We start from the raw sequence: 24,638 nt of genomic DNA on the forward strand, positions 1-24,638 counted from the left end.
GAGTACTCCATGACGTTGCAGGAATTCGCACAGGCCGCCACGGCCGGGCATATCCAGGCTATCGAAGTGATTTCGCTGGAGGGCGGATTCTATGTGCTGCAGGCGCGCCTGGCCGAGGGTTTGCGGCCGATTCGCGGCGAACGCGAGCAGGTGCTGCAGTTGCGCTCGACCACCGAGGTACGTGCAGTGCTGGCCGAATGGGCGTCGCTACCCTGCGAGCTGGTGCAGCATTGCGTCCACGACGAGATCTGCGCTTCACATCCGACAGCCGTTGCGCCGCTTCGTGTGCCACTTTCGCTGGAGCGCCGCGAATGATGGAGAAGCCACGCCGGCTCGGTCTGCTGCTGGGCGATCAGTTGAGCTTCGAGCTCTCGCTGTTCGAGGCGCTGGACCCCGCCCAGGACGCGATCCTGATGGCCGAGGTGAATCAGGAGGCACGCTACGTGCCCCATCATCCGCAGAAGATCGTGCTGATCTTCAGCGCCATGCGCCACTTCGCCCAGGCGCTGCGCGAGCGCGGTTGGCGGGTGATCTACGTGACGTTGGACGATCCCGACAACAGCGGCAGCATCGCCGGCGAAGTCGAACGCTGGCATGCCGCTCTGGGTGAACCGCAGGTGCATTTCACCGAATGCGGCGAGTGGCGGCTGGAGCAGGCGCTGCGAGACAGCGCGGTGCCGCTGAGCTGGCACGAAGACCGCCGCTTCCTGTGCAGCCGCGAGGAATTCGCGCGCTGGGCCGGGGCGCGTCGACAATTGCGCATGGAGCACTTCTACCGGGAGATGCGCCGGCGCACCGGACTGTTGATGGAGCCCGACGGCCACCCCGTAGGTGGCACCTGGAATCTCGACGCGGAGAACCGCAAACCGCTGCCGCGCGGGCTGCGAGGCCCGTTTCCGGCGCGCTTCGGGCAGGACGACACCACCCGCGAGGTAATGACCCTGGTCGGCGCGCACTTCAGCGACCACTACGGTCGCCTGGAAGGATTCGACTATCCGGTGACCCACTCCCAGGCACAGGAGCTCTGGCAGCACTTCCTGGAGTTCTCCCTGCCAGCTTTCGGTGACTACCAGGACGCCATGGCCGAAGGCGAGCCCTACCTGTTCCACGCCCGCATCAGCGCCGCGCTGAACATCGGGTTGCTGGAGGTGCGTCAGCTTGGCGAGGATGTGGAGCAAGCCTATCGCCAGGGACGGGTCCCGTTGAACGCGGCCGAGGGCTTCATTCGCCAACTGGTCGGCTGGCGCGAGTACGTGCATGGCATTTACTGGCTGCGCATGCCCGAGTACGCCCAGCTCAACGTGCTGGGCAATCACCGCCCACTGCCGACGTTCTACTGGACCGGCAAAACGGACATGCGCTGCATGGCCCAGGCGATCGGCCAGACCCTGGAGCTGGGCTACGCGCATCATATCCAGCGACTCATGGTCACAGGCAATTTCGCCTTGCTGGCGGGCATCGCGCCCCCGGCCATCTGTGACTGGTACCTGGCCGTGTACCTGGATGCCTTCGACTGGGTCGAACTGCCCAACACGCTGGGCATGGTGATGCACGCCGATGGCGGCTACCTCGGCTCCAAGCCTTATTGCGCGAGCGGGCGGTACATCCAGCGGATGTCCGACTACTGCGGCTCGTGCCGTTACCGGGTCGACAAGGCGACAGAGGAAGATGCCTGCCCCTTCAATGCCCTGTACTGGCACTTCCTCATGCGCCACCGCGAGCGGCTCGGCAACAATCCGCGGTTGTCGATGCCCTATCGCAACCTGCAACGCATGGACGATGAACGCAGCCTGGCCCTGTGGCAACACGGCGAGGCACTGCTCGCGCGCCTGGATGCGGGGCAGGCGCTATGAGGAAATCGGTGCTGCCGCAAAAGATCTGCGCCGTCTGCAGCCGCCCTTTCACCTGGCGGCGGCGCTGGGCACGTTGTTGGGATGAGGTGCTTTATTGCTCCGAGCGCTGCCGACGCTCACCGGCCAAGCGCGAAGCGCAGCATCAGCGGTAGCGCGGCCGCCCACACCAGCGCCAGCAGCAACGCCGACCACGCGATGCCCAGGGGTAGGCCCACTCCTGCCAGCGGTGCGCCCGCACAATACGCCAACGGCCCGCCCAGAGCGCCCAGGCAGGCGCCGCGCCAGACCGGTCGCGCGGCCCAGGCCAGGCTGTGGCGCAACCCGCTGGCGAACACCAGCCAGAGCAGGACCAGCCAGGCTGGCAACAAGGCCTCGTGAAAATCGAAAAAACCCAGCCAACCCAGCGTCGCATCCAGCACGCAACCGGCCAGGGCTACGCCGAAAACCGCGATGCCCTCCTCCACTTTTCGCCGACACAACGCCAGGTGCGCCAGCAGCCCGAGCGCTACCACACCCAACAGCACGGGCCGCTGCGCCCCGAGCACACAACCCCACCAGCCAAGCTGCAGCCAGATCGCGTTGGCCAGCAGGGGCAGGCGCCGGTGCATCAGGCGTCCAGGTGATCCGCCAGGCTCGCCTTGCGCGCCGCAGGCCCGGCCCACAGCAGATGCGCTACGCCGATGGCGCGCTCCTCGAAGCCGCCCTGGCAATAGCACAGGTAGAACTCCCACAGGCGCTGGAAGCTCTCGTCATAGCCCAGCTCCATCAACTCGGCGCGCGCCTGCCGCAGGTTGTCGCGCCAATGCCGCAGGGTCAGCGCATAGTCCCCGGCAAAATCCTCCAAGTGCACGAGGTTGAGCGCTGTGTGCTGCGTCGCGGTCTGCAGCAGCGTGGTGATCGAGGGCAGCGCGCCGCCGGGAAAGATGTAGCGCTGGATGAAGTCCACCGACCGCCGCGCCTGCTCGTAGCGCTGGTCGCGGATGGTGATGGACTGCAGCAGCATCAGCCCGTCGTCCTTGAGCAAGGCAGCGCAGCGACGGAAGTAGTCGGGCAGGTAGCGATGACCGACTGCCTCGATCATTTCGATGGACACCAGCTTGTCGTAGCTCCCACGCAACTCGCGGTAATCCTGCATCAGCAGGGTTACGCGGTCCTCCAGGCCGCATTCGCGGATGCGGTATTGGGCGCAGGCGTATTGCTGCTCCGACAGCGTCGTGGTCGTCACACGACAGCCATAATGGGTGGCAGCATACAGCGCGAGGCTGCCCCAGCCGGTGCCGATCTCCAGCAGATGATCCTGCGGTTGCAGATCGAGCTTCCGGCAGATGACGTCCAGCTTGTTCAACTGCGCCTGTTCCAGGCTCTGCGAAGGGCTTTGGAACACCGCCGAGGAATACATCAGCGTCGGGTCCAGCAGGCGCTCGAACAGGTCGTTACCCAGGTCGTAGTGCGCGCGGATATTGCGCTGCGACCCGCTGCGGCTGTTGCGGTTGAGCCAGTGCAGCAGACGCAGCGCCGGTCTGGCGAAGAGGGCAAGGCCGCCTTCCATCGAGTCGAGCACGTCCAGGTTGGCGACGAACAGTCGGGTGACCAGCGCCAGGTCAGGGCTGCTCCAGTAACCCTGTATGTAAGCCTCCCCCGCACCAATCGAACCGTTGCACGCCACCATCCCCCACACGGCGTCGTCATGGACGTCGATCACCGCGCACAAGGGGCTGAGCCGGTCGCCGAAGTCCAGCAGGCTGTCGCCACGCCGCACCTGTAGCCATCCGTACCGCAGTTGGCGCAGGCGGGCGATCACCGCCTGGCGGAACAGGTTGCCGGCCAGGGGCGCGGCGGTGCTGGCCTTATCGGCGCTCAGGGTCGGTTCTGACATGGTCGGGCTCCTCGACGGCACGGTGGCCGACACCCAGGCGGTGGTCGCTCGCCTGGTGGTCGTGCAAAGGGATGCGCTTGAACAGCAGGCGCAACGCCTGCCAGTAGATGGCTGCAACGGTGCGCAGGCTCATCCAGGGAAATGCCAGCAGATGCCGCCGCAGCGATGCACGGTCCAGCGGCTGTAAGTGGAGATCGAGCTGGGCCTGAAACACACGGCGGCCGTCACCCCAGTTCTCCATTTGCACATGCACGCGGGACTGATCGAGGTGAAAGCGCATGCGGTACTCCATCTCCCTGGGCAGGAACGGCGAGACATGGAAGGCCTTGGCCACCGCGAATTCCTGGGGCGCGCCGGGCTTCACCGGCAGCACGTAGTGGAAGCGCTCGCGCCAGGGCGTGTTGCGCACCTCGCAGAGGATCGCGGCCAGCCGGCCTTCACGGTCGTGGCAGAAGTAGAAGCTCACCGGGTTGAACCACATCCCCCAGCTACGCAGTTGGGTGAGCAGTCGGATCGACCCCATGGGCGCCTCTCCCAGCGCCTCGTGCAGTAGTGCGCGCACCGCCTCCTCCAGCGGCATCCTCTGCCCTGTCCATGCCGGCAGGTAATCACTCTCCCGCCAACTCAGCGGAGCAAAACGCGAAGCCCGCAACAACGGTGAGAGCCGCATCAGAGACGATTGCTCGGCCAGATCCAGCAGGATCATGCCCACCGGATAGCGGAAGGCATGCTCTCGAGGAAGTAGGCGCCGGTGCGCCACCCAGCCACGGCACAGGCTGCTGTTCATAGCCGCTCCCCGAAATGGCCGGCGACTTCCAGGGCGCTAACCACTCCGTCTTCGTGGAAGCCGTTGCCCCAGTAGGCACCGCAGAAATAACTGTGCAACCGGCCCTGCAGCAGGCCGCGCCGCGCCTGGGCCGCGATGCCCTCCAGGCTGAATTGCGGATGGGCATAGTCGAAGCGGGCCAGCACCTTCGCCGGGTCGATGTGCTCCGTCTGGTTGAGGCTGACGCAGAAGGTCACCGGGGCCTCAATGCCCTGGAGCAGGTTCATGTTGTACGTCAGCGCGGCGGGCGTATGCTCCGGACCGCCGAGGTGATAGTTCCAGCTCGCCCAGGCGCGACGACGCCGCGGTAAAAGGCGGCTGTCGGTATGCAGTACGACTTCGTTGCTGGCATAGCCGAGAGCCCCGAGCACCGCCTGTTCATCCACGTTGGGCACCTCCAGCAGAGCTAGGGCCTGGTCGCTGTGGCAGGCGAACACGACCTTGTCGAACCGCTCGCTACCCGCGGCGCTGTATATCTCCACGCCCTGGGCGTCGCGCCTGACGCGATGCACCGGGCAGTTCAGGCGGATACGCTGGCGATACCCCGCCGTCAAAGGCGCCACATAGCTGCGCGAGCCGCCCTCCACGACCCGCCATTGCGGCCGGTTGTTCACCGACAGCAGGCCATGGTTGGCGAAGAAGCGCAGGAAGAACTGCAACGGGAAATCCAGCATGCGGGTGCGCGACATCGACCAGATAGCCGAGCCCATGGGCACGATGTAATGCTCGATGAAGCGATCGCCATAGCTGCCGGCGCGCAGGTAATCGCCCAGCGTCAGCGTCAGTGGAATGCGCTGCTCGGCGTGGTCTTCGAGCGCTTCGCGGTTGAAGCGCAGGATGTCCTGCAACATGCCCCAGAAGCCGGGCGAGAGCAGATTGCGCCGCTGGGCGAACAGGGTGTTGAGGTCGTGGCCGTTGTACTCCAGGCCGGTGGCCGGATCGTGCACGGAAAAGCTCATCTGGGTCGGCCGCGAGGCGACGCCCAGGCGATCCAGCAACTGGATGAAGCTAGGATAGGTCCAGTCGTTGAAGACGATGAAACCGGTGTCCACGGCGTAACGCTGGCCCTGCCAGTCGACATCCACGGTGTGGGTGTGGCCACCGATCCAGTCGGAAGCTTCGAAGACGCAGACCTCATGGGCGCGCGCCAGCAGATGCGCGCAGGTGAGGCCGGAGATGCCGCTGCCAATGATCGCGATGCGCATGCTTCAGGCCTCCGCGGGGCGCCGTGCGAGCCGTCGCCCGAGGCCCAGACGCCAGCTCGAGGGCAGCGCACCCAGCAGCCGCAGCAGCAGAGTGAAGCCGCGCGGGAAGGCGATCTCCAGCGGGCGGGACTCCAGACGCCGGGTGATATGCTCGGCGGCACGCTCCACCGGCCAGATCATGGGCATGGGGAAATCGTTGCGCCGGGTCAGCGGCGTATCCACGAAGCCGGGGGTCACCAGGGTCGTATCGATGCCCTCGCCCGCCAGGTCGATGCGCAGCGATTCCAGTAGGTAACGCAGCGCTGCCTTGGACGCACCGTAGGCACCGGCGCGGGGCAAGGCCAGCCAGGTCACCGCGCTGCCGACGACCACCAGGTGCGGTCGGACGCCCCGGCGCAGCAGCGGCAGGCACGCCTGGATGCAAAGCGCGGCGCCCAACACATTGGTCCTGACCACGCGCTCCACCAAAGCCGCGTCGAACTCCCCAGGCTCAAGGTATTCGCAGGTCCCGGCATTGAGCACCACGCGGTCCATTGCCCCCCAGGCCTGCTCGATCCGGCGGACAATGTCGGCCACCTGAGCGGCCTCCGCGATGTCGCCAGGCACTACCAATACGCGCGCTCCGTGCCGCTGGGCCAACGCATGCAACGGTGCGGCCTGGCGTGCCGTCACGGCCAGGCTGTGGCCCTCGGCGAGCAGCCGTTCGGCCAGCGCTGCGCCGATGCCACTGCTGGCTCCGGTCAACCAGAGGCGGCTCATGCCAACCTCCGCTTGAGCCAGGCGATGACGCCACCCATGGCCGGAAGATGCTCATAAAGCAGCGCGCCGGCATCGAAGTAGTCCCGATGAAAGTCCACCCGCTCGCCCCAGCGCAGATGGCTGCAACCTTCCACAGCGATCAGCTTGCCGCCCGCCAGGCGCGGATGACGAAAATACAGGGTCCAGCGCAGGTAGCCGTGCCCCTGATCGACCTCATCGAAGCCGTGAAAGTCGTAGCGCAGCTCCTGCACGTTGGCGTAGAGCGACTCGAAGTAACGGCGTAACTCGGCTAGGCCGTCCAGCCGGTGCAGCGGATCCTGGAAGCACACGTCCTGGCTGTAAAGGTCGTCCAGTCGGTGCAGACTGGCGGCGTCCAGCGAGGCAAAGCAGTTGGCGAAGGATTCCAGGAACAACGACATGGTGAGCTCCGGCAAATCCTGTACAACCTTTAACTTTCGTACAGGTATAAGCGAAGCCTACGGCATTAATTGTACAAATCAAGCAGAGTTGTACAATTTTTCGCGGACATAATCAGTTGCCGGGGTTCAACGCGGCCAGCCGGCTCTTCAGCGCTGCGACCTCGACCTCCAGCTCGCGGACGCGCTCCTGAGCCGCGACCTCTCGGCTGACATCGCGCTGGATACCGATGAAGTACGTGAGCTGGTCCGCTTCGTTGCGCACCGGCGTGATCGACAGCTCATTCCAGAACGGGGTGCCGTCCTTGCGGAAGTTGCGCAGCACCTGGCGGCAGGGTTGCCCGGCGCGGATCGCTTCGCGCACGACAGCCAGCCCAGCCTGGTGCCGCTCGCTGCCCTGCAGGAAGCGGCAGTCCTGATAGAGAATGTCGTCGACGGCGAACCCGGTCAGGCGCTCGAAGGCCGCGTTGGCATAGATCAGGATGCTGTCCTCTCCCTCCTGCTCGGCCACCACGATGCCGTCGTTGGAGGCTTCGACCATCAGTTGCAGGAGCTTGGCGTTGATCATGGGTTGTTTATCCGGTTCACTGCGATCCGCCTAGGGTAGTCGGGCCACCGGGTACTGCCTAGCTCGGCCACAAACCTTGCCGCTGGTTTACAATCCTGGCTCCTTCGCCGCCTGGCCGCGCCATGAACGACCTCTCCGATATCGACCCCAGCGATCTGCTGCCCATGCGCGAGGTTGTGCGCCTCACCGGCATCAACCCGGTGACCCTGCGGGCGTGGGAACGCCGCTACGGTCTGGTCAGCCCGCTGCGCACCGATGGCGGGCACCGTCTGTACACCCCGCAGGATCTGCAGACCATCCAGGACATCCTGCTGTGGACGGGCCGGGGCATGGCGGTCGGCAAGATCGGCGAGTTGCTCGCCCAACGCCAGCGACAAGAGCCGGCCCAGCCCGACGATGAGCGCCTGCAGTGGCGCGAGGCGTTTTCCCGAGCCACGGCGACGTTCGACCAGAGCGAACTCGACAGGCTCTACGGCCAGGCCTACAGCATCTTTCCCAGCGCCACACTGCTGGAGGACATCCTCCTGCCGCTGTGGCGTTCCCTGCTGACGCTCAATGCCTTTGGCGCCCGCAGCCAGTGGGCGTTCCTCGACGCTTTCCTGCGCGCCCGCGTCCTCCTCCGCTTGCAGATGAGCCGCGCGCTCGGCGCCGGCGTACTGCTCGCCGATGCGGCCGGGACGACGCAGGAATTCGAATTGCTGGCCACCGGCTTGCTACTGGGGGGTGACGACCTGCGCGTCCAGCCCCTGGCGCCGGGGGCGCCGCTGGACGAATTGCCGCTGGTCTGCGCGGCGATGCAGCCGGCCGCGCTGGTGCTGCTCGCCCACGTTGCCCTGCCGGCCGATGCAATCAAACGCCTGGAGCGATTACAGATGGCGATTGAATGCCCACTGGCCTTGATCGGCGAAGCGGCGCAGGACATTGCCAACGCCGCTGGGGGAGTGCCCATCGTAGCCCTGGGAAGCAGTCCGGCCCGCAGCGCGCAGAAGCTGCGATTGCTGCTGCGCGGCGCCTTGCAGCTGTAAACGCACGCGGTCGACGCCCTGGCAAGCTGTACAACGCGAAAAGCTCGTACAGGATGCGGGACGCACGGCTCAACCCCAGCGCCGGAAAAGAACGCCCGCGTTCACCCCGCCGAATCCAAAGCCATTGGACAGTGATTACTCCAACGGCATGGGCCAGGCGCTGCCGCTGACCGGATTCAGGCTTTCGGCCGCAGAGGATATCTCCTGTCGCGCCAACAACGGAGCGGCATCCGCCGGTAGGCTGCCGGTACTGGGCGGGCTGTTGGGAATGGACAGGGTGCGGCGGTTGGCACCCGTTTTGGCACATTGTGCGGCTTGTCCTTCGGGCAAGTGTACTGGTCGCGGTGGCGATTGCGGGAGCCCTCCATGGCGATACGAGCTGCTCGCTTCTAGCTGAGCAGCGACATTGCGACCGTATGTCTGCTAAGGGTCGGTAGCCGCCCTCGCCAGCGGCAGAAATTGGCCAGAAGCGAACGAATGGGGCTGAGATTGCGGTCCTCGCACTCGTGGAGCAATGTTCGGGTTAAAGGCACTGACGTTCGCCCCGACGGCTAATTAAACGGAACGCCATGCCGTCGCGCCCATGGAAAGGAAGGGAGCCAGAAATACCTGGCTCCCTGGCGCGGTTAGCCGCGAATGAACGCCAGCAAGTCTGCGTTGATTGTCTCAGCTTCGGTGGTTGGCATCCCGTGGGGGAAGCCAGAATAGGTTTTGAGAGTCCCGTTCTTGAGCAACTTTGCTGAAAGCGGCCCGGAATCCTCGTAGGGTACGATCTGGTCGTCATCCCCATGCATCACCAGCACAGGAATGGTGATTCCCTTGAGATCTTCTGTGAAGTCCGTCTGCGAGAAGGCTACGATTCCGTCGTAATGGGCCTGGGCGCAGCCCATCATGCCCTGGCGCCACCAGTTCCAAATAATGCCTTCAGAGGTCTTCGCATTGGGGCGGTTGTAACCGTAAAACGGCCCGGCCGGAACGTCGTAATAGAACTGGGCGCGATTGGCCTTGAGCTGGGCCTGAAGGTCGTCAAACACCTCCTTGGGCAGGCCGCCAGGATTGCTCTGGGTCTTGACCATCAGCGGAGGAACCGCGCTGATGATCGCGGCCTTGGACACACGGTCCTCGCCGTGACGGGCGATGTAGTGGATGACCTCTCCGCCGCCGGTCGAGTGGCCCACATGTACCGCCCCCTGGCTACCAAGGTGATTGACTACCGCGGCCACGTCGTCAGCGTAGTGGTCCATGTCATGTCCATCCCACACCTGGCTCGATCGTCCATGCCCGCGGCGATCGTGAGCAACGACTCGGAAGCCGTTCGCCACGAAGAACAGCATCTGGGCGTCCCAGTCGTCGGCACTGAGCGGCCAGCCATGATGAAAGTGGATGACTGGGGCGTTCCGGGGGCCCCAATCCTTGTAGAAGATCTCGACACCATCTTTGGTCGTGACGTATCCCATGTTCGTGTCTCCGGATTATGTGTAGATCGATGAACCGGCGCCTGCACACGTGCTGTGGCCGGGAGCGTTATTCCATCCGTCGGCCGGAACGAGAGGCGAAAATCGACCCAGACTGACTCTGCAGCGATACCACTACGCCCCTTGTACTGGCTGCTCCGCAGCGTGCCGTCCGATGCACGAACGACCGCCACCATGCGGAGCCTCCTTCGCGTCAATCACAGCGGCAGCGTTACCTCCGAAATTGCGCGTCCGACTACCACGCACCGCTGTTCGGTTATTCCAGGAGCAAAACCCATCTGAGGGTTCATCGGGTCTCCAGGGCCAACAATTGGTTGTCTTCAGGCGCTCAGTACTGAAATGACCCGTTTGGCAGTGACCTTGGCTGACTGAGGGTTCTGCCCTGTCACCAGGCGGCCATCCACCACAGCCTTCGGCGTAAAGGGAACCAGCGCCTTTTCGAATCGGGCGCCACGTCGCTTCATCTCTTCCTCGGCGTTGTAAGGCACCTGTTTAGCCACCCCTGCCAGGATCTCTTCCATCCAGGTAAAGCCGGTCACGCGTCGCCCTGCGACGAGCAACGAGCCGTCCGATAGCCGAGTGTTCAAAAGGCCGCAATAGCCATGGCATACGGAGGCAACGATGCCTCCATGCTCATAGACCTCGCGGGCGAGTCGCTGCAGCCCTTCATCATCCGGATAGTCGTACATCACGGCGTGACCGCCGGTGAAGTAGATCGCATCGAAATCCTTGCCGCATAACTCTCCCGGCGAGGCGGTGTGCGAGAGCAACGCCATGCTGGCGGGGTCAGCCAACCAACGTTTAGCGGAGGCATCGGCGTTCGGCCATTTGAGTGAGCGTGGCTCCAGAGGTATTGCTCCCCCCTTGGGGCTTACCAACCGCTGCTCGTAGCCCTGGGCAGCAAAGAGGTCGTAAGCGTGAGAGAGCTCCGACAGCCACAAGCCGGTTGGCTCGTCGGGATTGTCGAAGTGAGCCACGTTGGAGACGACATGGAGAATGCGACGGGGCATGACGGTTTACCTTTCAAACGGATTCGGGCTGGATTCTGCAAAGAGCTGCTCGAGCCCTCGGCGATAAGTGGTCACCTTGAACTCCGGGAAGCGCCGCTTGAATTTCGCCGAGTCGAACAGGTTGTCGCGCTCATAGCGCGGCAGTAGCTCGCGAAGTTCGCGGACCTGCCGGGATAGCAGGCCGGCGGCTATCAAAGTCCACTTGCCGAGCACTCGATAAGAGGGCTCACGACCGACCAGTTCGGATGCCAACGCCACGATCTGTCGGTAGGTCAGGCGATCATCGTCGCAGGGCAAATGCCAGGTTTGCCCGAACGTGTCCGCGGCGTTACCCAAGGCCGCCAGCGCGCGGCTCGCGTCGGGAGTCCAGATGAGCGTGCGCCGGGTGTCGTCGCGCACCGGCACTCGCGGCGTCTGGCCCAACTTGATCTTGTCGATGACCAACGTATTGGTAATGCTCTGCGTCTTGTCAGGACCGTAGAACTCGGGGGCTCGTCCGATAACGACGGGGATTTCGCCCCGTGCCGCCTCCTGCAGGACCATCGACGCCATCGCAGCACGCACCTTGCCTTTGCGGCCTACGGGTTCGAATACGGATGCTTCGGTCAGTACACGGCCATCCTGCGGGTACATGTAGGTGTTGTCGAAATAGACGAACTTGGCCTTTGCCGCTCGGGTCGCATCCAGCGCGTTCTTGAGCATCGTTGGAAACTGCTCTTCCCACAGCCGCGTATCCGGCGGCAGGCCCGCAGTGAAGTAGACGATGCTGCTACCCTCTACCGCCCTGGCAGCCTGGCCGGCATCAAGCAGGTCGGCCGGCACCAGGGAGTCGGAGTCGTTGACCTTCTCAGGTCGGCGGCTCACAAGTCGCAGATTTGTTGTATAGGCGCGGTTAAGCTCTCGCGCCAGTTCCACCGCAATCTGGCCGGTGGCGCCCAAGATGGTCTGCATGCGATTTCCTCACTTGGCCCTGGGAACCCGCAACACTCAATCGCGCGGCAGCATCGTCTGCAGCGGTGCCGGCGCATACAAGGCACTCTGGAACTGCGGCACATACTCGTACTTCAGCATCGACCCCAGTTTCAGTGACTTGATGTAGGTCGACAGGCTGCCGTCGCTCAGGCTCAGCTTGACGGCGTCCGAACTTGTCGTGGAGGCATGGTGCAGCTGCCGGGAGACCGCATAGCCGTAGCTGAGCTCTGCCTTGTGATCGAGATTAGTGAAACTGTTGGTGACCAGTTCGACGTCCTGCGACAGATCAGCAAGCTTCGCTGTTTCCAGGGTCACGTCGACCTTGCCGGTCTGGCTATCGCTGATGCTCACCACCACCGATTTGTCCGTCTCACGATAGTCGATAGGTGTCAGCCATTTGGGCAGGTTGTAGCCGACCACGCCGCGCACTCTGGCCAGCTCGGTGTTGACCGGCAGCTTCAACACATACCCCCACAGGTCCCTGCTCATCGATTGGCTGATCAGGCTGATGGGCCCCAGGTTGCTGCGGCCTGGCTTGTTGGTGACGATGGACAAGGCAATTTCGTTGTAACTGTCGTTGTCGCAGTAGTGATAGGCGTAGGCAGTCAGCGCCACCAGACCTCGGCCAGGCCAGATCTGTAGTGGCTGCACCTGCTCCAGGACCTTGGCGGGCATCAGACCCCGGAGTCTGTCCAGATCGGCTGTGAAGACCACGGTGACCCGGCTGTTGTTGTAATAGAAATTCGGGGAATAGGACTCAAAGCCCATGTCGACCTTGGTCTTTGTCAGGGTCTTGAACCAGCTCAGGTCGATATCCGGAGCCTCCTGAGCAATCACCGAGAGTGGCGGGTTGGAGTGGTAGCGATCGTACAATCCCCCTTTCACGACAGGGATGACTTGCCCGGCAATCGTCGTGGCGGCCTGGGCGGCCGCTGGATCGGTTGGTTGTGAAGCCCAGGAAGGCACCGCTATGGCGGCGCTAAGAAGGCCACAAGCAAGGGCAAGTGAAACAGGTTTCATATCGAAGGTCTCCGCGTGTTGGGCTGGCTCCGCCAGAGGAGGCAGCATCTGTGCACCGACTCAGTTGGCGGTGTCTGTGCGGAACCCTAAGATTAAAGTTAGCTTTAAGGTCAAGGAGCCCTGAGAGTTATTAACGGCGCGATGAGAGAGAATAAGAGCGATGAATGACAAGCGTCTGGTTGGTTGGGGACCATGCAACGCTGCCAATGGGCAATCCCAATAGTCTAGAAGTGCACGTCCGCTATGGGTCGGTAGCAGTCCTTTACTGATGGCCGAATTTACCGCCATTCCGCTTGCTGCCTTTGACCACGGAATACAACAGCGGGCCCAACGAAACGGACACCAGGGTCAGCAGGAAGTAGGGAAGCACGCTGAAGCTGAAGTCGAAGCGCCCCTCACCCTCCATACCGCTGCAAGCCCTGCCATTGGGTAGAGGTCAATCACTACCTGGAATAGCACACGGCACGGAGCCGGAGCGTCAACGCGACATGGGTCAATCGGCAAAGGCAGCCGATCCTCGCAGAACGTTCAGGTCAGTACAGACCCCCTCATAAGCCCTTGAATGGGCCAGCCAAACGGCCTTCAGCGAGCGGCTCAAGCACCTTTTCCGAGCGATCGGTAACTTCGAGCCGCGTGCTTCCTCAACTTATGTCGTTGATATAAAGCTTATCCATTTCGTCTCTGAAAGCCTGAATGAGCGGTTCGCGACTGCGCCCATTCTTCATGATCAACGAAAATTCAGCCCGATATCCAAACGTTTCAGGGAGCAGTCTGAACAGCCTCCCCTGCTGCTCCCACTGCAAGGCCAGATGATCAGGAAGATAGCCGACGTAACTTCCGCACAGCACCAGAATCAGCGCAGCCTCCATGCTGTCTATCGTGGCGGAGCAATCCTTGAAGCCGTGCCGCATGGCTTCGGCGCTGGACCAGTAGCCTCGATTGAGCAAAGCATTGTCCCTGACAATCTCAGGCGAAAGGTTCGTTGCTTTGGACAGCTCATGCCGATCGCTGCAGTACAGCCAATGCTGTTCGACATATAACTCTATGTACTTCAGCCCGCTCATCCTGGTCGGCAATGAACCGATGGCAAGGTCAATCTTACCTTCCAGCACTTCCCTCTGCAGTTCGAAGGGATTCAGAACCTTCAGATTGACGTGGACCTTGGGATGCTTCGAGGCGAAATTCCCCAGCAAGTCAACGATATTGACTTGCTTGTCGGTGAGCATCGAGTCAAGGATGCCTACCGTCACAGCCCCTCTCAACTCGCCCTTCAACTCCAGAACATAGTTCTCGAAGCCATCGATCTGACTCAATAAACGCTTAGCCTCATCAAATATCAACTGCCCTTTGCTCGTCAGACTGAAACCAGCGCGCCCTCTGTTGCAGAGTTGCATTCCAAGCTGCATTTCCAGCTGACTCATGTAATTGCTTATGGCCGGCGTGGACATATTCAGATCTTGCTGCGCCGCAGAAAAGCCTTTTCGCTCCACCACTGCAACGAAGACTCTCAACAGGCGAATATTATATATATTTTCCTTCACCAATCACCTCGGAAAGCCAATCAGCACGTCGCCTCCGATGATATCCAAAAATCACAGAGCTCGCATAATATTACATTAATAATCTGATTAACATTAGGTTTTACTCTGATGAATTTACCCCTCAGCTCACGCCTGTTTAAATCAAAGGCGTAACCGTATTTTGCCGCCAAAACCCTTGAGGCGAACAAGTTACTCAGACAACCCAACACACTAACAACATATGTTCCGCAATCCGTCCTGCGGGCGAAAGAGGTGGTTATGCCTGACTCGAAGTTCAAAACCAATTTTGCCGACGGAGCCGCCTACGACCCGCAGAAGCGCCCGCGATTCAACGAAATCGCCAGCTTCATGCGTGCGCCTGTCGCGGAGTCACTCGATGGCATCGATATCGGCCTGATCGGAGTTCCCTATGATGGCGGTACTTCCTTCAAGCCCGGAGCACGCCTCGGCCCACGCGGCGTCCGCCAGCAATCCTGTCTCATGCGTACCCGAAACCATGCTTCAGGCATTGCCCCGTTTGAGCTCTGTACTATTCGTGACCTGGGCGACGTATATCTGGAGCGCATGTACAACATCGAGGACGCTCACGCGTGCATTGAGAAGTACTACCAGGAAGTCTGTGCAAGAAACATCATGCCGCTGACCGTCGGCGGTGACCATTCGATCACCTATCCGATCTTCAAGGCGCTGGCCAAGAACGGGCCTATCGGCATGGTGCACATCGATGCCCACACGGATACCTGGGATAGTCTGTACGGCTCGAAGTTCTTCCACGGCGCCCCGTTCCGCCGCGCAGTCGAGGACGGCCTGCTGGACCCTCATCGCACGATACAGATCGGGATTCGAGGATCCGAGCATTCCGGTACGCCGAACTACAGCCTCGAGTGCGGTATGCGCGTTATCTTCATCGAAGAGTTCGATGAGCTTGGCGTGGACGGAGTGCTCCAGGAAGTGCGACGAGTCGTCGGCGATGGGCAAACCTATGTCTCCTTCGATGTCGACGGGCTCGACCCCGCGTTCGCCCCGGGTACCGGCACGCCCGAGGCGGGGGGGATTTCTATGCGCGAAGCGATGCGTCTGATCAAGGGGCTGAAGGGCCTCAATCTCATCGGCGGTGATGTGGTTGAAGTAGCTCCGGACCTGGACCCCTCCGGCATGACAGCACTGAATGCCGCCACGCTGATGTTCGAAATGCTCTGCGTTCTTGCCGATGCTCGTGTGAAATGACAGGGGAAGCCGTCCGGTATCGTGGCGGCCCCTCTACAGGTCACTGACTGATTAATGCCACATCAAGAACGATTCATGTGAGTTGCCCACGGTAACCAGCCCCGGCACTTCGCCGCGCGCCGTTTAATAATCAAAGCAAGAAACGCCAGAGGTAAGCATGAAAGCAAGTCTTCTCGGAACTCTTCTTCTCACCACGGCAACTTCTGCGGCGCTGGCCGATGAAATCACTGTCGTTTCGTTCGGCGGCGTAGCGAAACAGGTTCAAACCGAAGCCTTCTACAAGCCCTATGAAAAAGAAACGGGAACTACCGTCGTGGCGACGGAATACAATGGCGAGATGGGCCGTATCAAAGCCATGGTCGATACTCAAAGTGTCAATTGGGATGTAGTGGAAGTCGGCGGCGCAGAATTGATCACCGGCTGCGAAGAGGGACTTTTCGAAACGCTGGACCAATCGAACATCGGTGAGGCGACAGACTTTGTTCCGGGAGCTATTTCGCAATGCGGGGCAGGTGTATTGGTCTGGTCGACTGCGATGGCTTACAACGCAGACAAATTTAAAGTGGAACCCACCGGCTGGGCAGACTTTTGGGACCTGAAGAAATTTCCGGGAAAACGAAGTCTGCACAAGAGCGCCAAGTACACGCTTGAGATTGCACTAATAGCAGACGGCGTTCCCTCTGCGGAAGTCTACAAGGCACTCTCCAGCAAGGAAGGCGTCGATAGGGCATTCCGCAAACTTGACGAGATCAAGAGCAGCATTCAATGGTGGGAAGCTGGCGCCCAACCCATGCAATACCTGGCCAGTGGCGATGTGGCGATGACCAGTGCATTCAACGGCCGGGTGTTTTCCGCCCAAGAGTCCGGGGCGAATATCAAGATCCTCTGGCAAGACAGCATCTACGACATCGACTCCTGGGCAATCCCCAAGGGCAGCAAGAACAAATTGGCCGCCGAAAAATTCATCAATCTTTCCCTACGGCCTGAATACCAGAAAATGCATACCGAAAAGCTCGGCTACGGCTCCACCAACGTCCACACTCAAGCTCTGCTGGAGCAGAGCCTGGCTGAACGCATCAACACGGCACCGAACAACCTGGCTCGAGCCCTGCGGATTGATAACACTTTCTGGGTTGATCACGGAGAAGAACTCGAGGAGCGCTTTAATGCGTGGGCAGCCATGGTGTGGCGCTGAGTCACATCAACGGCCGAACCATCGCGGACCTTCTGAATGACGAGAAGACAAAGCTGACTGACTTCTGGATTGTGAATCGGAAATCCTCTTCCCTCGGCAGCGAAACACTCGGCTTCCTTGGTCGCCGCGTAGCCCGCCAAGGGCTCAAGACCTGGGACTGGTGGGAAGAACGTAGCCTGGACGGGCACCCTGTGTAGGTCAGCTATGGGTCGGTAGCTGCCGCTAGTCAGAGCTATCAGCCATCAAGAGCCAGTTCGCTAAGCTCTGCAGCGACTCGATCTAATATCTTTCTACCGTCCAACGAGGGTTCTTTTTGTAGATAAGCTGCGATGAGCAGTGTTGTGGGATGGACACCCAAAACGCCGGCTAATTGCTCTAGCTTCTCTATCGTAAGCGCCTTATGACCACGCTCCAAAGTGCTGAGATACGTACGGCTACTAACTGTCGAGAAGTCCTCTTGGGTGAGATCCCGTTTCCTTCGGATGTCTTTTAGGGCCCGTCCAAACGCAGTCGTCAGTTCCATTTTGCAATTTCCGCAAAAGGAACGATGAGGCCTTTATGAGCCCTAAAGGACTACAATCTATAGGATTCTTTTGGATTACCATGCGATCGCGCATAAGAAAGGAAGCGGGACCACGGTGCCATCCAATTCGCCTTATGACTCTACCGCGGCGTCGACTTTTGGCCGCTTTCGCTGCGAGGTGCGAGCTCGCTTAGTGCGTGCCGGCTTCAATTGCTGTGCTAGCGTCGCTGCACGCGCCGACTCCACGGCGGCCACTTGTTGCGCCTGGCGGAGCTGCTCCAGGGCGCGATCTAATCGCTGACGCAATTGCTCCAATTGCTTGTTGGCAGCCTTCAGTTGCACGGTAGTTACCTTACCCTCCTCCCGCGCGCGATCCACTTCCTGGTGCGAGCGGTCCTCGACACCGCGGACGTAGGCCGCTGTCGCCTCACGCTCCTGGCTCAGCTGCTGCTGCACGCCCTGCAGCGCCTGGCGCAGCGTGCTGGACTCCTGCAGGGCGACGCGACGCTCCTCGCTCAACACCGCACTGCGTTCCTGCCACTCGTGCAACTGCGCCTGCTGTTGCTCGAGCAAGCGCTCCAGGTCGGCCAGCCGAGTCTCCGCCATGTACTGCGCGGCCTGGGCCGCGGTGACTTGCTGGCGCGCCTGAGCTTCGGCCTGGCGGCTCTCGTTCTCCACGGCGGCAGCGCGCAGCCGTTCGGTTTCCAGCAGCACGCGCCGCTCCGCGAACGCCTGCTCGGCAACGCCATCGGCGAGCAACACCGCCTGCTGCCAAACCGCGACAAAGGCTTGCGAGACATCCGCTGGCAACGCCGGCAGGCGGGTTTCGCCGCGCAGGCGCTGGGCCAACTGCGCCCACCACTGATCGAGCAGCGCCCCCACCCGCGCCGGGCTGCCGCGACCCAATTCCAGGCGCACGCGCTCCACGGTCGGTCGCTCCCCGCGTTCAAGGACCGCATCCGCGGCGGCAAATACCGCCTGTTCCGCTACGCCTACCGCCATGGCCTGCCTCCGGCTATATTAGGTCTGATAAACAAATGTTATCCGACCTTATTTAATATTAATCTATTTTTTAATACGTTGAACGTAATGAATAATACGATACTACCCCTGCACGGTGAAATCGCCCCGCTGGCCGTTGATCGTCTCGACGCCGAGGCCCGCGCCGCAGCAGCAGCCTTCGTGGCGGCCGGCACCGCCGCCAATACCGTACGCAGCTACCGCAGCGCCCTCGCCTACTGGGCAGGCTGGCTGCAACTGCGCTATCGCCGGCACCTGGAGGACGGCGCCCTCCCGGAAGCGGTAGCCGTACAGTTCCTCGTCGATCATCTGGCTCGACCGGTGGAGGGAGACTGGCAGCAGCTACTGCCGCCGGCACTGGACGCTGCTCTGGTGGAGAGCGGTGTCAAGGCCAAGCCCGGGCCGTTGAGCTACAACACCGTGCGCCATCGCCTGGCGGTGCTCGCCAAATGGCATGATCTGAAGAGCTGGCCAAGTCCGACCGATAGCGCGGCGGTGAAAACGCTGCTGCGCGAGGCGCGCAAGGCGCAGTCCCGCCAGGGCGTCAGCGTGCGCAAGAAAACCGCGGCGGTGCGAGAACCCCTTGAAGCGATGCTCGCCACCTGTACCGACGGGGTGCGTGGCCTACGCGATCGCGCCCTTCTTCTGCTGGCCTGGAGCGGCGGCGGCCGGCGCCGCTCGGAAGTGGTGGGACTGCAGATTGGCGACGTGCGCCCGCTGGACGCGGACACCTGGCTGTACGCCCTAGGGGCAACCAAGACCAAAACCGAGGGAGTGCGCCGCGAACTGCCATTGCGCGGCTCGGCAGCACAAGCATTGACCGAGTGGTTGGCAGCGGCACCGGCTACTACGGGGCCACTCTTCCGTCGGGTGTACAAGGGTGGGCGCGTCGGTACTGATGAATTGTCTGGTGACCAGGTAGCGCGCATCGTGAAGCGTCGCGCCGTGCTGGCCGGCCTGCCTGGAGATTGGGCTGCGCACAGTTTGCGTTCAGGCTTTGTCAGTGAGGCTGGACGTCAGGGAGTCCCCCTCGGCGAGGTCATGGCCATGACTGAACATCGCTCTATCCCCACTGTGATGGGGTACTTCCAAGCAGGCACCCTGCTGAACAGCCGCGCCGCACACCTACTTGCATTACCGCTGAATACGCAAGCTGACGCATCAAAAAGTTCGGAGACACGACAGGCATAAGAATCATTACTGATAAAGCAAGCCCACCCTTAGCAAGGATAGCCTGACACCTGACCGCCGACGCCATTGATCCATGGCCGAGAACCTCTAAACACTCAGAGGACTTTAGTCTGCCGCACTCGAAATGAGTGCCTCCTGTACGTGAGCTCATAATTTTTGACGCTCCATTCTACCAATACTAGAGTTTCTAAAGCTCCGCGTGAATACCACTCCCAAGCACCGCTCATTGGTGAAAATACATAGAATTTTCAACCAGATACGAAAAAGGAGGTGCAATGAAAGAGCAAGGGATAGTCATACCAGCTGCTAGGCGACGCTACGCACTGGCTTTCGATAAGCGTTCGGCGGCAACGGAGAAGGCATATCTTCATGCTGTAAATTATTATAGAGACACCTGTAAACTCCGCCTTCCAGCTACCGAATTTGATGTCCTTCACTACATTTCAATGATGGCCGGAAAATATACAGTAGCAACAATAAGCCTGCGAATTACTGCTCTTGCGACTTGGCACCGGGATTTTTCCTTTCCAGACCCCACCAGCTCCCACAGAATAACCACTGCTCTTAGAGAATTAAAACGCCTAGCCAAGTCTAGCGATCGCGTCACGACACCACTCGACGTCAAGATGCTTAAACGACTTGTCAGCCATCAAGAAGAATCGCTCCAACGCGCTTTAGGGGCAGACGATCATCCCAACGTATTGAGGGCTTTGCGAAACCGAGCACTACTGCTATTGGGATTTTGGCGCGGAATGCAAAGTCGCGACATGCGCCAATTAAGAGTAGAGCATATTGACATTCAGAACGGCAAAGGAGTGACTATTTACGAACAGAATCAGAATCGTGAAAAAATAACTTTCATCCCTTGCACGGAGGACATGTGCCTAGTTACTGCAATTCAAGAATGGCTTGTGGCTTCGCAAATCAAGCAAGGTCCCTTATTTGTTCAAATTGATAGATGGGGACGCCTAAGTCTTGAGCCGCTTAGTAGCATTAGCACTCTACTGAAGAGCATGGCAAAAGAAGCCGGGATAACTGAGCGACTCACCACGAGAAGCTTCCGGCTCGGGATGTCTGAGTGGGCTAAAGATAACGACTGGAAGTATCGAGACATAATAGAGTATTTTGGGCTATCGGCACTACGGGCTCACGAGAGCTATATCCCCTAAGATTTCAGCGACCCTTACGCCCCCCTGACGGTAAGAACATAGTCTTTCCAGCCGCCACGATGCCCGAGGCATAACCTAATGCTGATGCTTCGTTTATCATTTCAATCAATTCCCGACCAATATCTACCGAGTACGACCTTACCCGTCTAACATGCCATTCCCTTGGAGGGGAATTCGGCTCACCGGACGCTGCTGCATACAACCATGCCCTGTTCGTCGGAATTAAAACTCCCAACTCTCGCCCCAAGCCTGATAACTCTTGCCACTTATCCAGCGCACCATTAAGGCGAAAGATATAAGCCGCAACCGCCATGGCCGACAGGCGTGTGTGAGCACAGGTCAACTGGCTAGCCAGTTCGATACCCGGAAAATCATCCCACCCACGATGATTAGCCCAGTCTCCCGGAATTTTTCCGAATGTGTGTCGCGCCATTTCATATATGAACGTAGGTTCATCCCTACCCTTTCGAAAAGGTCTCAATAATAAATCACAGAAATCCCTAATCGCTAACAGCCGCATGTGATTGGATGGATCCGCGCTCGAAAAGTACAGATCCTCAATATGCTCTTGCGCTTTCAATGCGAGGCAGACCTGTGCATCAATAAATCCCAATTGAACTGATGGCTTAGCCTTGGTGGAAATATGCGCCGCACCACCGCCATCCACTAGAAATCTGAAGGTGCAACTCGCTCGATTAAGCAAGTTAATCGGGCGATATTGCCCGCGCAAAGTCACCAAAGCCTGGCGATGCCGCTCGCAGGCAGCGACCCAGCAGTAAGACCAACGCTTTCTCCATATCGGAAAGCAAAAATTTTTGACAGCTTCGCGAGCACATGCGGGGCAGAATGAAATTCTCGCAAGATTATCCTGTAGCCCCCAATCCTCATGCAAACCCTGATCCTGGATTATCTTTGAAGGATCCGCGCCCGTCAGCCTCGATATTTCGCCAAGTTCAACTGCAGAATATCCAAAGTCAACATCTCCCACTAGCGCTCGTTCCTGAAGGACCCGCCTTAAGCTCATCGTCTTATCTAGATCCAATTCCTCCGTGGCCACAAATGCATTTCGACACAGCCAGGAAGACATAGACTCACCAAGAGAGTAATCAGGCATGACATCAATACACCGGTCGAATTTTACCCTGCTTGAGGATTTCCAACGTAATCCGATCGCTCTCTGTTACTATCGCCCATACCGCTGCGTTAATTATAATTTTTACCATGTCATCCAGAACCCCGTGTGATTCTTTTATAAGGTATTTAACATAACTTTCCGAGGAGAGACCTGATGGTAGCCGAAAAGGAAACGTTGATTCGTAACTAGCAAGAAACGAACGCAATTGGTCACTCTCATACCAAGGCGCCAGGCACAACCGCTCAAACCGGCGAGCCATTTGCTTCTCGTAAGCTATTGCGCTTTCACACTCATCTGTACCCAGCGCAACGATGGAAATGCTGAAAGGGGCCCCAGAGAGCTTCTTCAATAGACTTAGATTTTTCCTAGCCTCTCTTGCAGAGCAGTTCAGTATTTCATTCAATTCATCGATCAATAGCATTCTGACATTCAACAGGCGAATGCAATTTAACAGCGTCTCGTCTGGAACTTTAGGGTCGCTGATGTTGTTGGCAGTGAGCGCGCGCACGACTAGGCGGGTAAAATCTTTATTGGAAACCCCGCCACTCTCCTCAGTCAGGCTCAGACTTGCAACGCGCGCACTGGCCTCGACCGAGAATCCGTATAGCTTTTGGAGCCTAGTGTAGAGAGTGGTCTTCCCCATCCCAGGAGCGCCATATACCAATTGGCACGGAGCCTGTGTCTTTGTCGGCATTTTCAAGAGGCTGCCCGCCAAACGAACCACATGGTCGGCGGTCGGATAATTAATCCAGACATCCTCTTGGACCGCCCGGATCCTTACTTCCGCATCTGCATCCACTAAGTGGCGCCTCATTTCGATTACATGCGACAAGTCACTCATGGTTACTCCGTCAAAGATCGACTTCGAACTTTTTTGGCGGTTTCGTATAATCCATGCCGGATTCGCCAGGCTGTGAGCGCTCCGCCGGCCGAATGGCACTTACGCTCTCTGAAAATTTCGTCTGCTGTGCATTCTCAACCGCTTTTCGCATCCGCTTAGTGCTTTTCTGGGCCCCAGCCACTAGATCCCTATTCTTCGCTGACTGTCGAATTACTAGTGACTGCCTTTGCGCGCGTGAGGCACCTTGATACTCGGACTTTTCTTTCAGTTGACCAATAGCAATTTTTCGCTCGGAAATTGATAGATCGGGAATGGTCAAGTCTGCGAATGGTGTTTCAATATAACGCCCACCATCAACTTGAACCCAAACAACCTTGAGAGCATTTGGATTGTATTTAACGACCCGCCGCTTTCCCGGACATATGTAAGGCGACAGCGCAGGACACCAATATTTGAACGAATTAAGACTTACACCATCACGACTAACGACACGACGCTTCTCCGGCATAAAGTCCAGAGCAAACCCTTTTGCGTCATCTACCAATGCAGGATGCGAAAGTTTACCTCCTTCAGAAAAGCATTCCATCCACTTTTCGTGCGGCGTCATGCCTAGAATTCGGTGCTTTTCGTTATGGTATTGCTGAATGCAACGAGAGAACCAAAGTCTAAATTCGGAAAAAGTCAGACAGGATTCCTTCGAGCTATCATATTCCCCGCGAAGCTTAACGTCGGAGAGCGTGGTTCCTGGTAGAAAATGTATATAAGACATGTTGAGCGTTCCATTCAGCCTTTCAATGGTTCCGCCATACCATGGCTTGCCAAAAGGCCGCCAAGCGAGCTTAATTCGGTGTTTTTCAGCTGCGCGCTTGAGGACTTTTGAAACGAATTCCTTCGCATTATCCATGCAAATTTTTTCAGGAACTCCATAGTAGGGATAATCCAGGTCTTCATCCCCTAATAGTGATAGCCAGTTATCTTTTGTCAAGGTTGCGTGTGTGATCGCCATTGCGACACTAAAGGAGTCAGGGTGATGAATAGAAAGATAAAACCCCATTACTATCCTGGTGCATCGATCTATGATTATAGTCGCCCATGGACGACAAAGAGGACGCCTGGTTGTTTCATCCACAATGATGCAGTCAACAACACAGTGATCCATCTCCAATACCGCAAGTGGCGTTGTCCTTCGATTCACACCAGGGCGCGCCTGAAAGGTATCATTTGTGCTCTTCGACCCAGATCTCCTGCGCTCTTTCTCTCGCTCTCCTAGAAGATTGATTCGCGCGGTTACAGTATTAACGGACGGCACGGGATAACCTGCTGTGACGCAGAGCTCTCTTACACGCTTCCACACTTTTCGGTGAGTTGTTCCTGGTCCCTTCCACTCAGTTTTAATGGCTTCCCTTATGACAGACTCTACCGAGCTAAGAACAAGCGTTGCGCCAACCTTCCTACCTCTACGGCTAGAAAGCATACAACTAGGCCCTTCATCTTCATCATATTTTTGAACAATTTGATAAGCTCGGGGTTCGCTGACATTCATTTTTTTTGCGAGCAATGACAGAGCGCTCTTATCACGAGCCCCCTGCAAATATCTAACTACCTGATCGAATCTAAGTCTTGCCTGCTGCCAAGCCTCTTCGCTAGCCACTAATGCGTCAGGCTTTTCGGGCTTTTCCAGAGCCTCAATGCGAATTGGAGTAAGCTCGCCGATGGGTACCACTTCGTAACGTGACTCGTCGGCAAAATAGACCTGCACTTTGTCAGGCGTGAATCGCCCCTAGTTTCGTA

The 24,638-nt window shown here is 59.1% G+C and carries 25 protein-coding genes; 8 read left to right on the top strand and 17 right to left on the bottom strand.

Going from position 1 to position 24,638, the window contains the following annotated elements; all coding sequences use genetic code 11:
• Positions 1-9 precede the first annotated feature (9 nt).
• From UB43_RS28020 to UB43_RS29360, 3 genes are read left to right on the top strand one after another with little or no spacing between them, the layout of a single operon-like run.
• Positions 10-315: a DUF6482 family protein gene (locus UB43_RS28020; protein ID WP_024766865.1), complete on the top strand. Its 306-nt coding sequence runs from the start codon at positions 10-12 to the stop codon at positions 313-315.
• Positions 312-1,853, top strand: a complete 1,542-nt coding sequence (locus UB43_RS28025; protein ID WP_045217879.1) for a cryptochrome/photolyase family protein — start codon at positions 312-314, stop codon at positions 1,851-1,853. The genes UB43_RS28020 and UB43_RS28025 overlap by 4 nt, the downstream gene beginning before the upstream one ends.
• A complete protein-coding gene (locus UB43_RS29360; protein WP_081754091.1) occupies positions 1,850-2,005 on the top strand; it encodes a DUF2256 domain-containing protein in 156 nt (51 codons plus the stop codon). The genes UB43_RS28025 and UB43_RS29360 overlap by 4 nt, the downstream gene beginning before the upstream one ends.
• On the opposite strand, the gene UB43_RS28030 is transcribed toward UB43_RS29360, so the two are convergent.
• The 7 genes from UB43_RS28030 to UB43_RS28060 form a co-directional block, all read right to left on the bottom strand.
• On the bottom strand, positions 1,970-2,461 hold the full coding sequence (locus UB43_RS28030; RefSeq protein ID WP_045217880.1) for a DUF2878 domain-containing protein: 492 nt from the start codon (positions 2,459-2,461) through the stop codon (positions 1,970-1,972). The two genes, UB43_RS29360 and UB43_RS28030, sit on opposite strands and share 36 nt — an antisense overlap.
• Positions 2,461-3,729, bottom strand: coding sequence for a cyclopropane-fatty-acyl-phospholipid synthase family protein (locus tag UB43_RS28035; RefSeq protein ID WP_045217881.1), 1,269 nt, complete (start codon positions 3,727-3,729; stop codon positions 2,461-2,463). Before UB43_RS28035 ends, UB43_RS28030 begins: the two co-directional genes overlap by 1 nt.
• Positions 3,701-4,516, bottom strand: a complete 816-nt coding sequence (locus tag UB43_RS28040; RefSeq protein WP_045217882.1) for a DUF1365 domain-containing protein — start codon at positions 4,514-4,516, stop codon at positions 3,701-3,703. Before UB43_RS28040 ends, UB43_RS28035 begins: the two co-directional genes overlap by 29 nt.
• Complete coding sequence (locus UB43_RS28045; protein ID WP_045217883.1) at positions 4,513-5,760, bottom strand: NAD(P)/FAD-dependent oxidoreductase; 1,248 nt, start codon at positions 5,758-5,760, stop codon at positions 4,513-4,515. Before UB43_RS28045 ends, UB43_RS28040 begins: the two co-directional genes overlap by 4 nt.
• Before the next feature lie 3 nt (positions 5,761-5,763).
• Complete coding sequence (locus UB43_RS28050) at positions 5,764-6,519, bottom strand: SDR family oxidoreductase (RefSeq protein ID WP_045217884.1); 756 nt, start codon at positions 6,517-6,519, stop codon at positions 5,764-5,766.
• Positions 6,516-6,938, bottom strand: a complete 423-nt coding sequence (locus tag UB43_RS28055) for a nuclear transport factor 2 family protein (protein WP_045217885.1) — start codon at positions 6,936-6,938, stop codon at positions 6,516-6,518. The genes UB43_RS28050 and UB43_RS28055 overlap by 4 nt, the downstream gene beginning before the upstream one ends.
• Before the next feature lie 112 nt (positions 6,939-7,050).
• Positions 7,051-7,503 (bottom strand): PAS domain-containing protein, encoded by a 453-nt coding sequence (locus UB43_RS28060; RefSeq protein ID WP_045217886.1) that lies wholly within the window; start codon positions 7,501-7,503, stop codon positions 7,051-7,053.
• 122 nt (positions 7,504-7,625) lie between these two features.
• Here UB43_RS28060 and UB43_RS28065 point away from each other — a divergent pair, with 122 nt between their 5' ends.
• On the top strand, positions 7,626-8,528 hold the full coding sequence (locus tag UB43_RS28065) for a MerR family transcriptional regulator (protein WP_045217887.1): 903 nt from the start codon (positions 7,626-7,628) through the stop codon (positions 8,526-8,528).
• Between the two features lie 626 nt (positions 8,529-9,154).
• Here the strand turns inward: UB43_RS28065 and UB43_RS28070 are convergent.
• The 5 genes from UB43_RS28070 to UB43_RS28095 all read right to left on the bottom strand — a co-directional run bounded on the left by UB43_RS28070 (position 9,155) and on the right by UB43_RS28095 (position 14,546).
• On the bottom strand, positions 9,155-9,985 hold the full coding sequence (locus tag UB43_RS28070; protein WP_045217888.1) for an alpha/beta fold hydrolase: 831 nt from the start codon (positions 9,983-9,985) through the stop codon (positions 9,155-9,157).
• 338 nt (positions 9,986-10,323) lie between these two features.
• A complete protein-coding gene (locus UB43_RS29740) occupies positions 10,324-11,013 on the bottom strand; it encodes a type 1 glutamine amidotransferase domain-containing protein (protein ID WP_045217889.1) in 690 nt (229 codons plus the stop codon).
• 6 nt (positions 11,014-11,019) lie between these two features.
• Positions 11,020-11,964 (bottom strand): NAD-dependent epimerase/dehydratase family protein, encoded by a 945-nt coding sequence (locus tag UB43_RS29745; protein ID WP_045217890.1) that lies wholly within the window; start codon positions 11,962-11,964, stop codon positions 11,020-11,022.
• Positions 11,965-12,000: 36 nt separating this feature from the next.
• Positions 12,001-13,005, bottom strand: coding sequence for a hypothetical protein (locus UB43_RS28085; protein WP_045217906.1), 1,005 nt, complete (start codon positions 13,003-13,005; stop codon positions 12,001-12,003).
• 641 nt (positions 13,006-13,646) lie between these two features.
• The gene (locus UB43_RS28095; RefSeq protein WP_045217891.1) at positions 13,647-14,546 is read right to left on the bottom strand and encodes a LysR family transcriptional regulator; all 900 of its coding nucleotides are present in this window, start codon (positions 14,544-14,546) and stop codon (positions 13,647-13,649) included.
• A 258-nt stretch (positions 14,547-14,804) separates the two neighbouring features.
• On the opposite strand from UB43_RS28095, the gene speB reads away from it, so the two are divergent.
• Together speB and UB43_RS28105 are read left to right on the top strand one after the other, a co-directional pair.
• Positions 14,805-15,773, top strand: a complete 969-nt coding sequence (speB, locus tag UB43_RS28100) for an agmatinase (RefSeq protein ID WP_045217892.1) — start codon at positions 14,805-14,807, stop codon at positions 15,771-15,773.
• A 157-nt stretch (positions 15,774-15,930) separates the two neighbouring features.
• A complete protein-coding gene (locus UB43_RS28105; RefSeq protein ID WP_045217893.1) occupies positions 15,931-16,968 on the top strand; it encodes an ABC transporter substrate-binding protein in 1,038 nt (345 codons plus the stop codon).
• 235 nt (positions 16,969-17,203) lie between these two features.
• Here the strand turns inward: UB43_RS28105 and UB43_RS29375 are convergent, their stop codons facing one another.
• Positions 17,204-17,491: a helix-turn-helix domain-containing protein gene (locus UB43_RS29375; RefSeq protein ID WP_082085937.1), complete on the bottom strand. Its 288-nt coding sequence runs from the start codon at positions 17,489-17,491 to the stop codon at positions 17,204-17,206.
• Between the two features lie 132 nt (positions 17,492-17,623).
• The gene (locus UB43_RS28115; RefSeq protein ID WP_045217895.1) at positions 17,624-18,493 is read right to left on the bottom strand and encodes a DNA-binding protein; all 870 of its coding nucleotides are present in this window, start codon (positions 18,491-18,493) and stop codon (positions 17,624-17,626) included.
• Positions 18,494-18,580: 87 nt separating this feature from the next.
• On the opposite strand from UB43_RS28115, the gene UB43_RS28120 reads away from it, so the two are divergent.
• Positions 18,581-19,702: a site-specific integrase gene (locus UB43_RS28120; protein WP_045217896.1), complete on the top strand. Its 1,122-nt coding sequence runs from the start codon at positions 18,581-18,583 to the stop codon at positions 19,700-19,702.
• A 275-nt stretch (positions 19,703-19,977) separates the two neighbouring features.
• Complete coding sequence (locus UB43_RS29380) at positions 19,978-20,871, top strand: tyrosine-type recombinase/integrase (RefSeq protein WP_082085938.1); 894 nt, start codon at positions 19,978-19,980, stop codon at positions 20,869-20,871.
• 4 nt (positions 20,872-20,875) lie between these two features.
• Here the strand turns inward: UB43_RS29380 and UB43_RS29385 are convergent, their stop codons facing one another.
• The 3 genes from UB43_RS29385 to UB43_RS29390 are packed head-to-tail and all read right to left on the bottom strand — an operon-like array spanning position 20,876 to position 24,606.
• Complete coding sequence (locus tag UB43_RS29385) at positions 20,876-21,985, bottom strand: TniQ family protein (protein WP_082085939.1); 1,110 nt, start codon at positions 21,983-21,985, stop codon at positions 20,876-20,878.
• 4 nt (positions 21,986-21,989) lie between these two features.
• Complete coding sequence (locus UB43_RS28935; RefSeq protein ID WP_052969630.1) at positions 21,990-22,847, bottom strand: TniB family NTP-binding protein; 858 nt, start codon at positions 22,845-22,847, stop codon at positions 21,990-21,992.
• Between the two features lie 10 nt (positions 22,848-22,857).
• Positions 22,858-24,606 carry a Mu transposase C-terminal domain-containing protein gene (locus UB43_RS29390; RefSeq protein WP_082085940.1) on the bottom strand — a complete coding sequence of 583 codons (1,749 nt, stop codon included), beginning with the start codon at positions 24,604-24,606 and terminating at the stop codon, positions 22,858-22,860.
• Positions 24,607-24,638: the final 32 nt, after the last annotated feature.

This window comes from Pseudomonas sp. 21 (assembly GCF_000955805.1).
Classification (GTDB): domain Bacteria; phylum Pseudomonadota; class Gammaproteobacteria; order Pseudomonadales; family Pseudomonadaceae; genus Pseudomonas.

What these genes read in the sequence shown, in the direction of transcription:
- UB43_RS28020 (WP_024766865.1), top strand. Translation starts at nt 10, where the DNA reads ATGACGTTGCAGGAATTCGCACAGGCCGCCACGGCCGGGCATATCCAG.
- UB43_RS28025 (WP_045217879.1), top strand. Translation starts at nt 312, where the DNA reads ATGATGGAGAAGCCACGCCGGCTCGGTCTGCTGCTGGGCGATCAGTTG.
- UB43_RS29360 (WP_081754091.1), top strand. Translation starts at nt 1,850, where the DNA reads ATGAGGAAATCGGTGCTGCCGCAAAAGATCTGCGCCGTCTGCAGCCGC.
- UB43_RS28030 (WP_045217880.1), bottom strand. Translation starts at nt 2,461, where the DNA reads ATGCACCGGCGCCTGCCCCTGCTGGCCAACGCGATCTGGCTGCAGCTT.
- UB43_RS28035 (WP_045217881.1), bottom strand. Translation starts at nt 3,729, where the DNA reads ATGTCAGAACCGACCCTGAGCGCCGATAAGGCCAGCACCGCCGCGCCC.
- UB43_RS28040 (WP_045217882.1), bottom strand. Translation starts at nt 4,516, where the DNA reads ATGAACAGCAGCCTGTGCCGTGGCTGGGTGGCGCACCGGCGCCTACTT.
- UB43_RS28045 (WP_045217883.1), bottom strand. Translation starts at nt 5,760, where the DNA reads ATGCGCATCGCGATCATTGGCAGCGGCATCTCCGGCCTCACCTGCGCG.
- UB43_RS28050 (WP_045217884.1), bottom strand. Translation starts at nt 6,519, where the DNA reads ATGAGCCGCCTCTGGTTGACCGGAGCCAGCAGTGGCATCGGCGCAGCG.
- UB43_RS28055 (WP_045217885.1), bottom strand. Translation starts at nt 6,938, where the DNA reads ATGTCGTTGTTCCTGGAATCCTTCGCCAACTGCTTTGCCTCGCTGGAC.
- UB43_RS28060 (WP_045217886.1), bottom strand. Translation starts at nt 7,503, where the DNA reads ATGATCAACGCCAAGCTCCTGCAACTGATGGTCGAAGCCTCCAACGAC.
- UB43_RS28065 (WP_045217887.1), top strand. Translation starts at nt 7,626, where the DNA reads ATGAACGACCTCTCCGATATCGACCCCAGCGATCTGCTGCCCATGCGC.
- UB43_RS28070 (WP_045217888.1), bottom strand. Translation starts at nt 9,985, where the DNA reads ATGGGATACGTCACGACCAAAGATGGTGTCGAGATCTTCTACAAGGAT.
- UB43_RS29740 (WP_045217889.1), bottom strand. Translation starts at nt 11,013, where the DNA reads ATGCCCCGTCGCATTCTCCATGTCGTCTCCAACGTGGCTCACTTCGAC.
- UB43_RS29745 (WP_045217890.1), bottom strand. Translation starts at nt 11,964, where the DNA reads ATGCAGACCATCTTGGGCGCCACCGGCCAGATTGCGGTGGAACTGGCG.
- UB43_RS28085 (WP_045217906.1), bottom strand. Translation starts at nt 13,005, where the DNA reads ATGAAACCTGTTTCACTTGCCCTTGCTTGTGGCCTTCTTAGCGCCGCC.
- speB (WP_045217892.1), top strand. Translation starts at nt 14,805, where the DNA reads ATGCCTGACTCGAAGTTCAAAACCAATTTTGCCGACGGAGCCGCCTAC.
- UB43_RS28105 (WP_045217893.1), top strand. Translation starts at nt 15,931, where the DNA reads ATGAAAGCAAGTCTTCTCGGAACTCTTCTTCTCACCACGGCAACTTCT.
- UB43_RS29375 (WP_082085937.1), bottom strand. Translation starts at nt 17,491, where the DNA reads ATGGAACTGACGACTGCGTTTGGACGGGCCCTAAAAGACATCCGAAGG.
- UB43_RS28115 (WP_045217895.1), bottom strand. Translation starts at nt 18,493, where the DNA reads ATGGCGGTAGGCGTAGCGGAACAGGCGGTATTTGCCGCCGCGGATGCG.
- UB43_RS28120 (WP_045217896.1), top strand. Translation starts at nt 18,581, where the DNA reads ATGAATAATACGATACTACCCCTGCACGGTGAAATCGCCCCGCTGGCC.
- UB43_RS29380 (WP_082085938.1), top strand. Translation starts at nt 19,978, where the DNA reads ATGAAAGAGCAAGGGATAGTCATACCAGCTGCTAGGCGACGCTACGCA.
- UB43_RS29385 (WP_082085939.1), bottom strand. Translation starts at nt 21,985, where the DNA reads ATGCCTGATTACTCTCTTGGTGAGTCTATGTCTTCCTGGCTGTGTCGA.
- UB43_RS28935 (WP_052969630.1), bottom strand. Translation starts at nt 22,847, where the DNA reads ATGAGTGACTTGTCGCATGTAATCGAAATGAGGCGCCACTTAGTGGAT.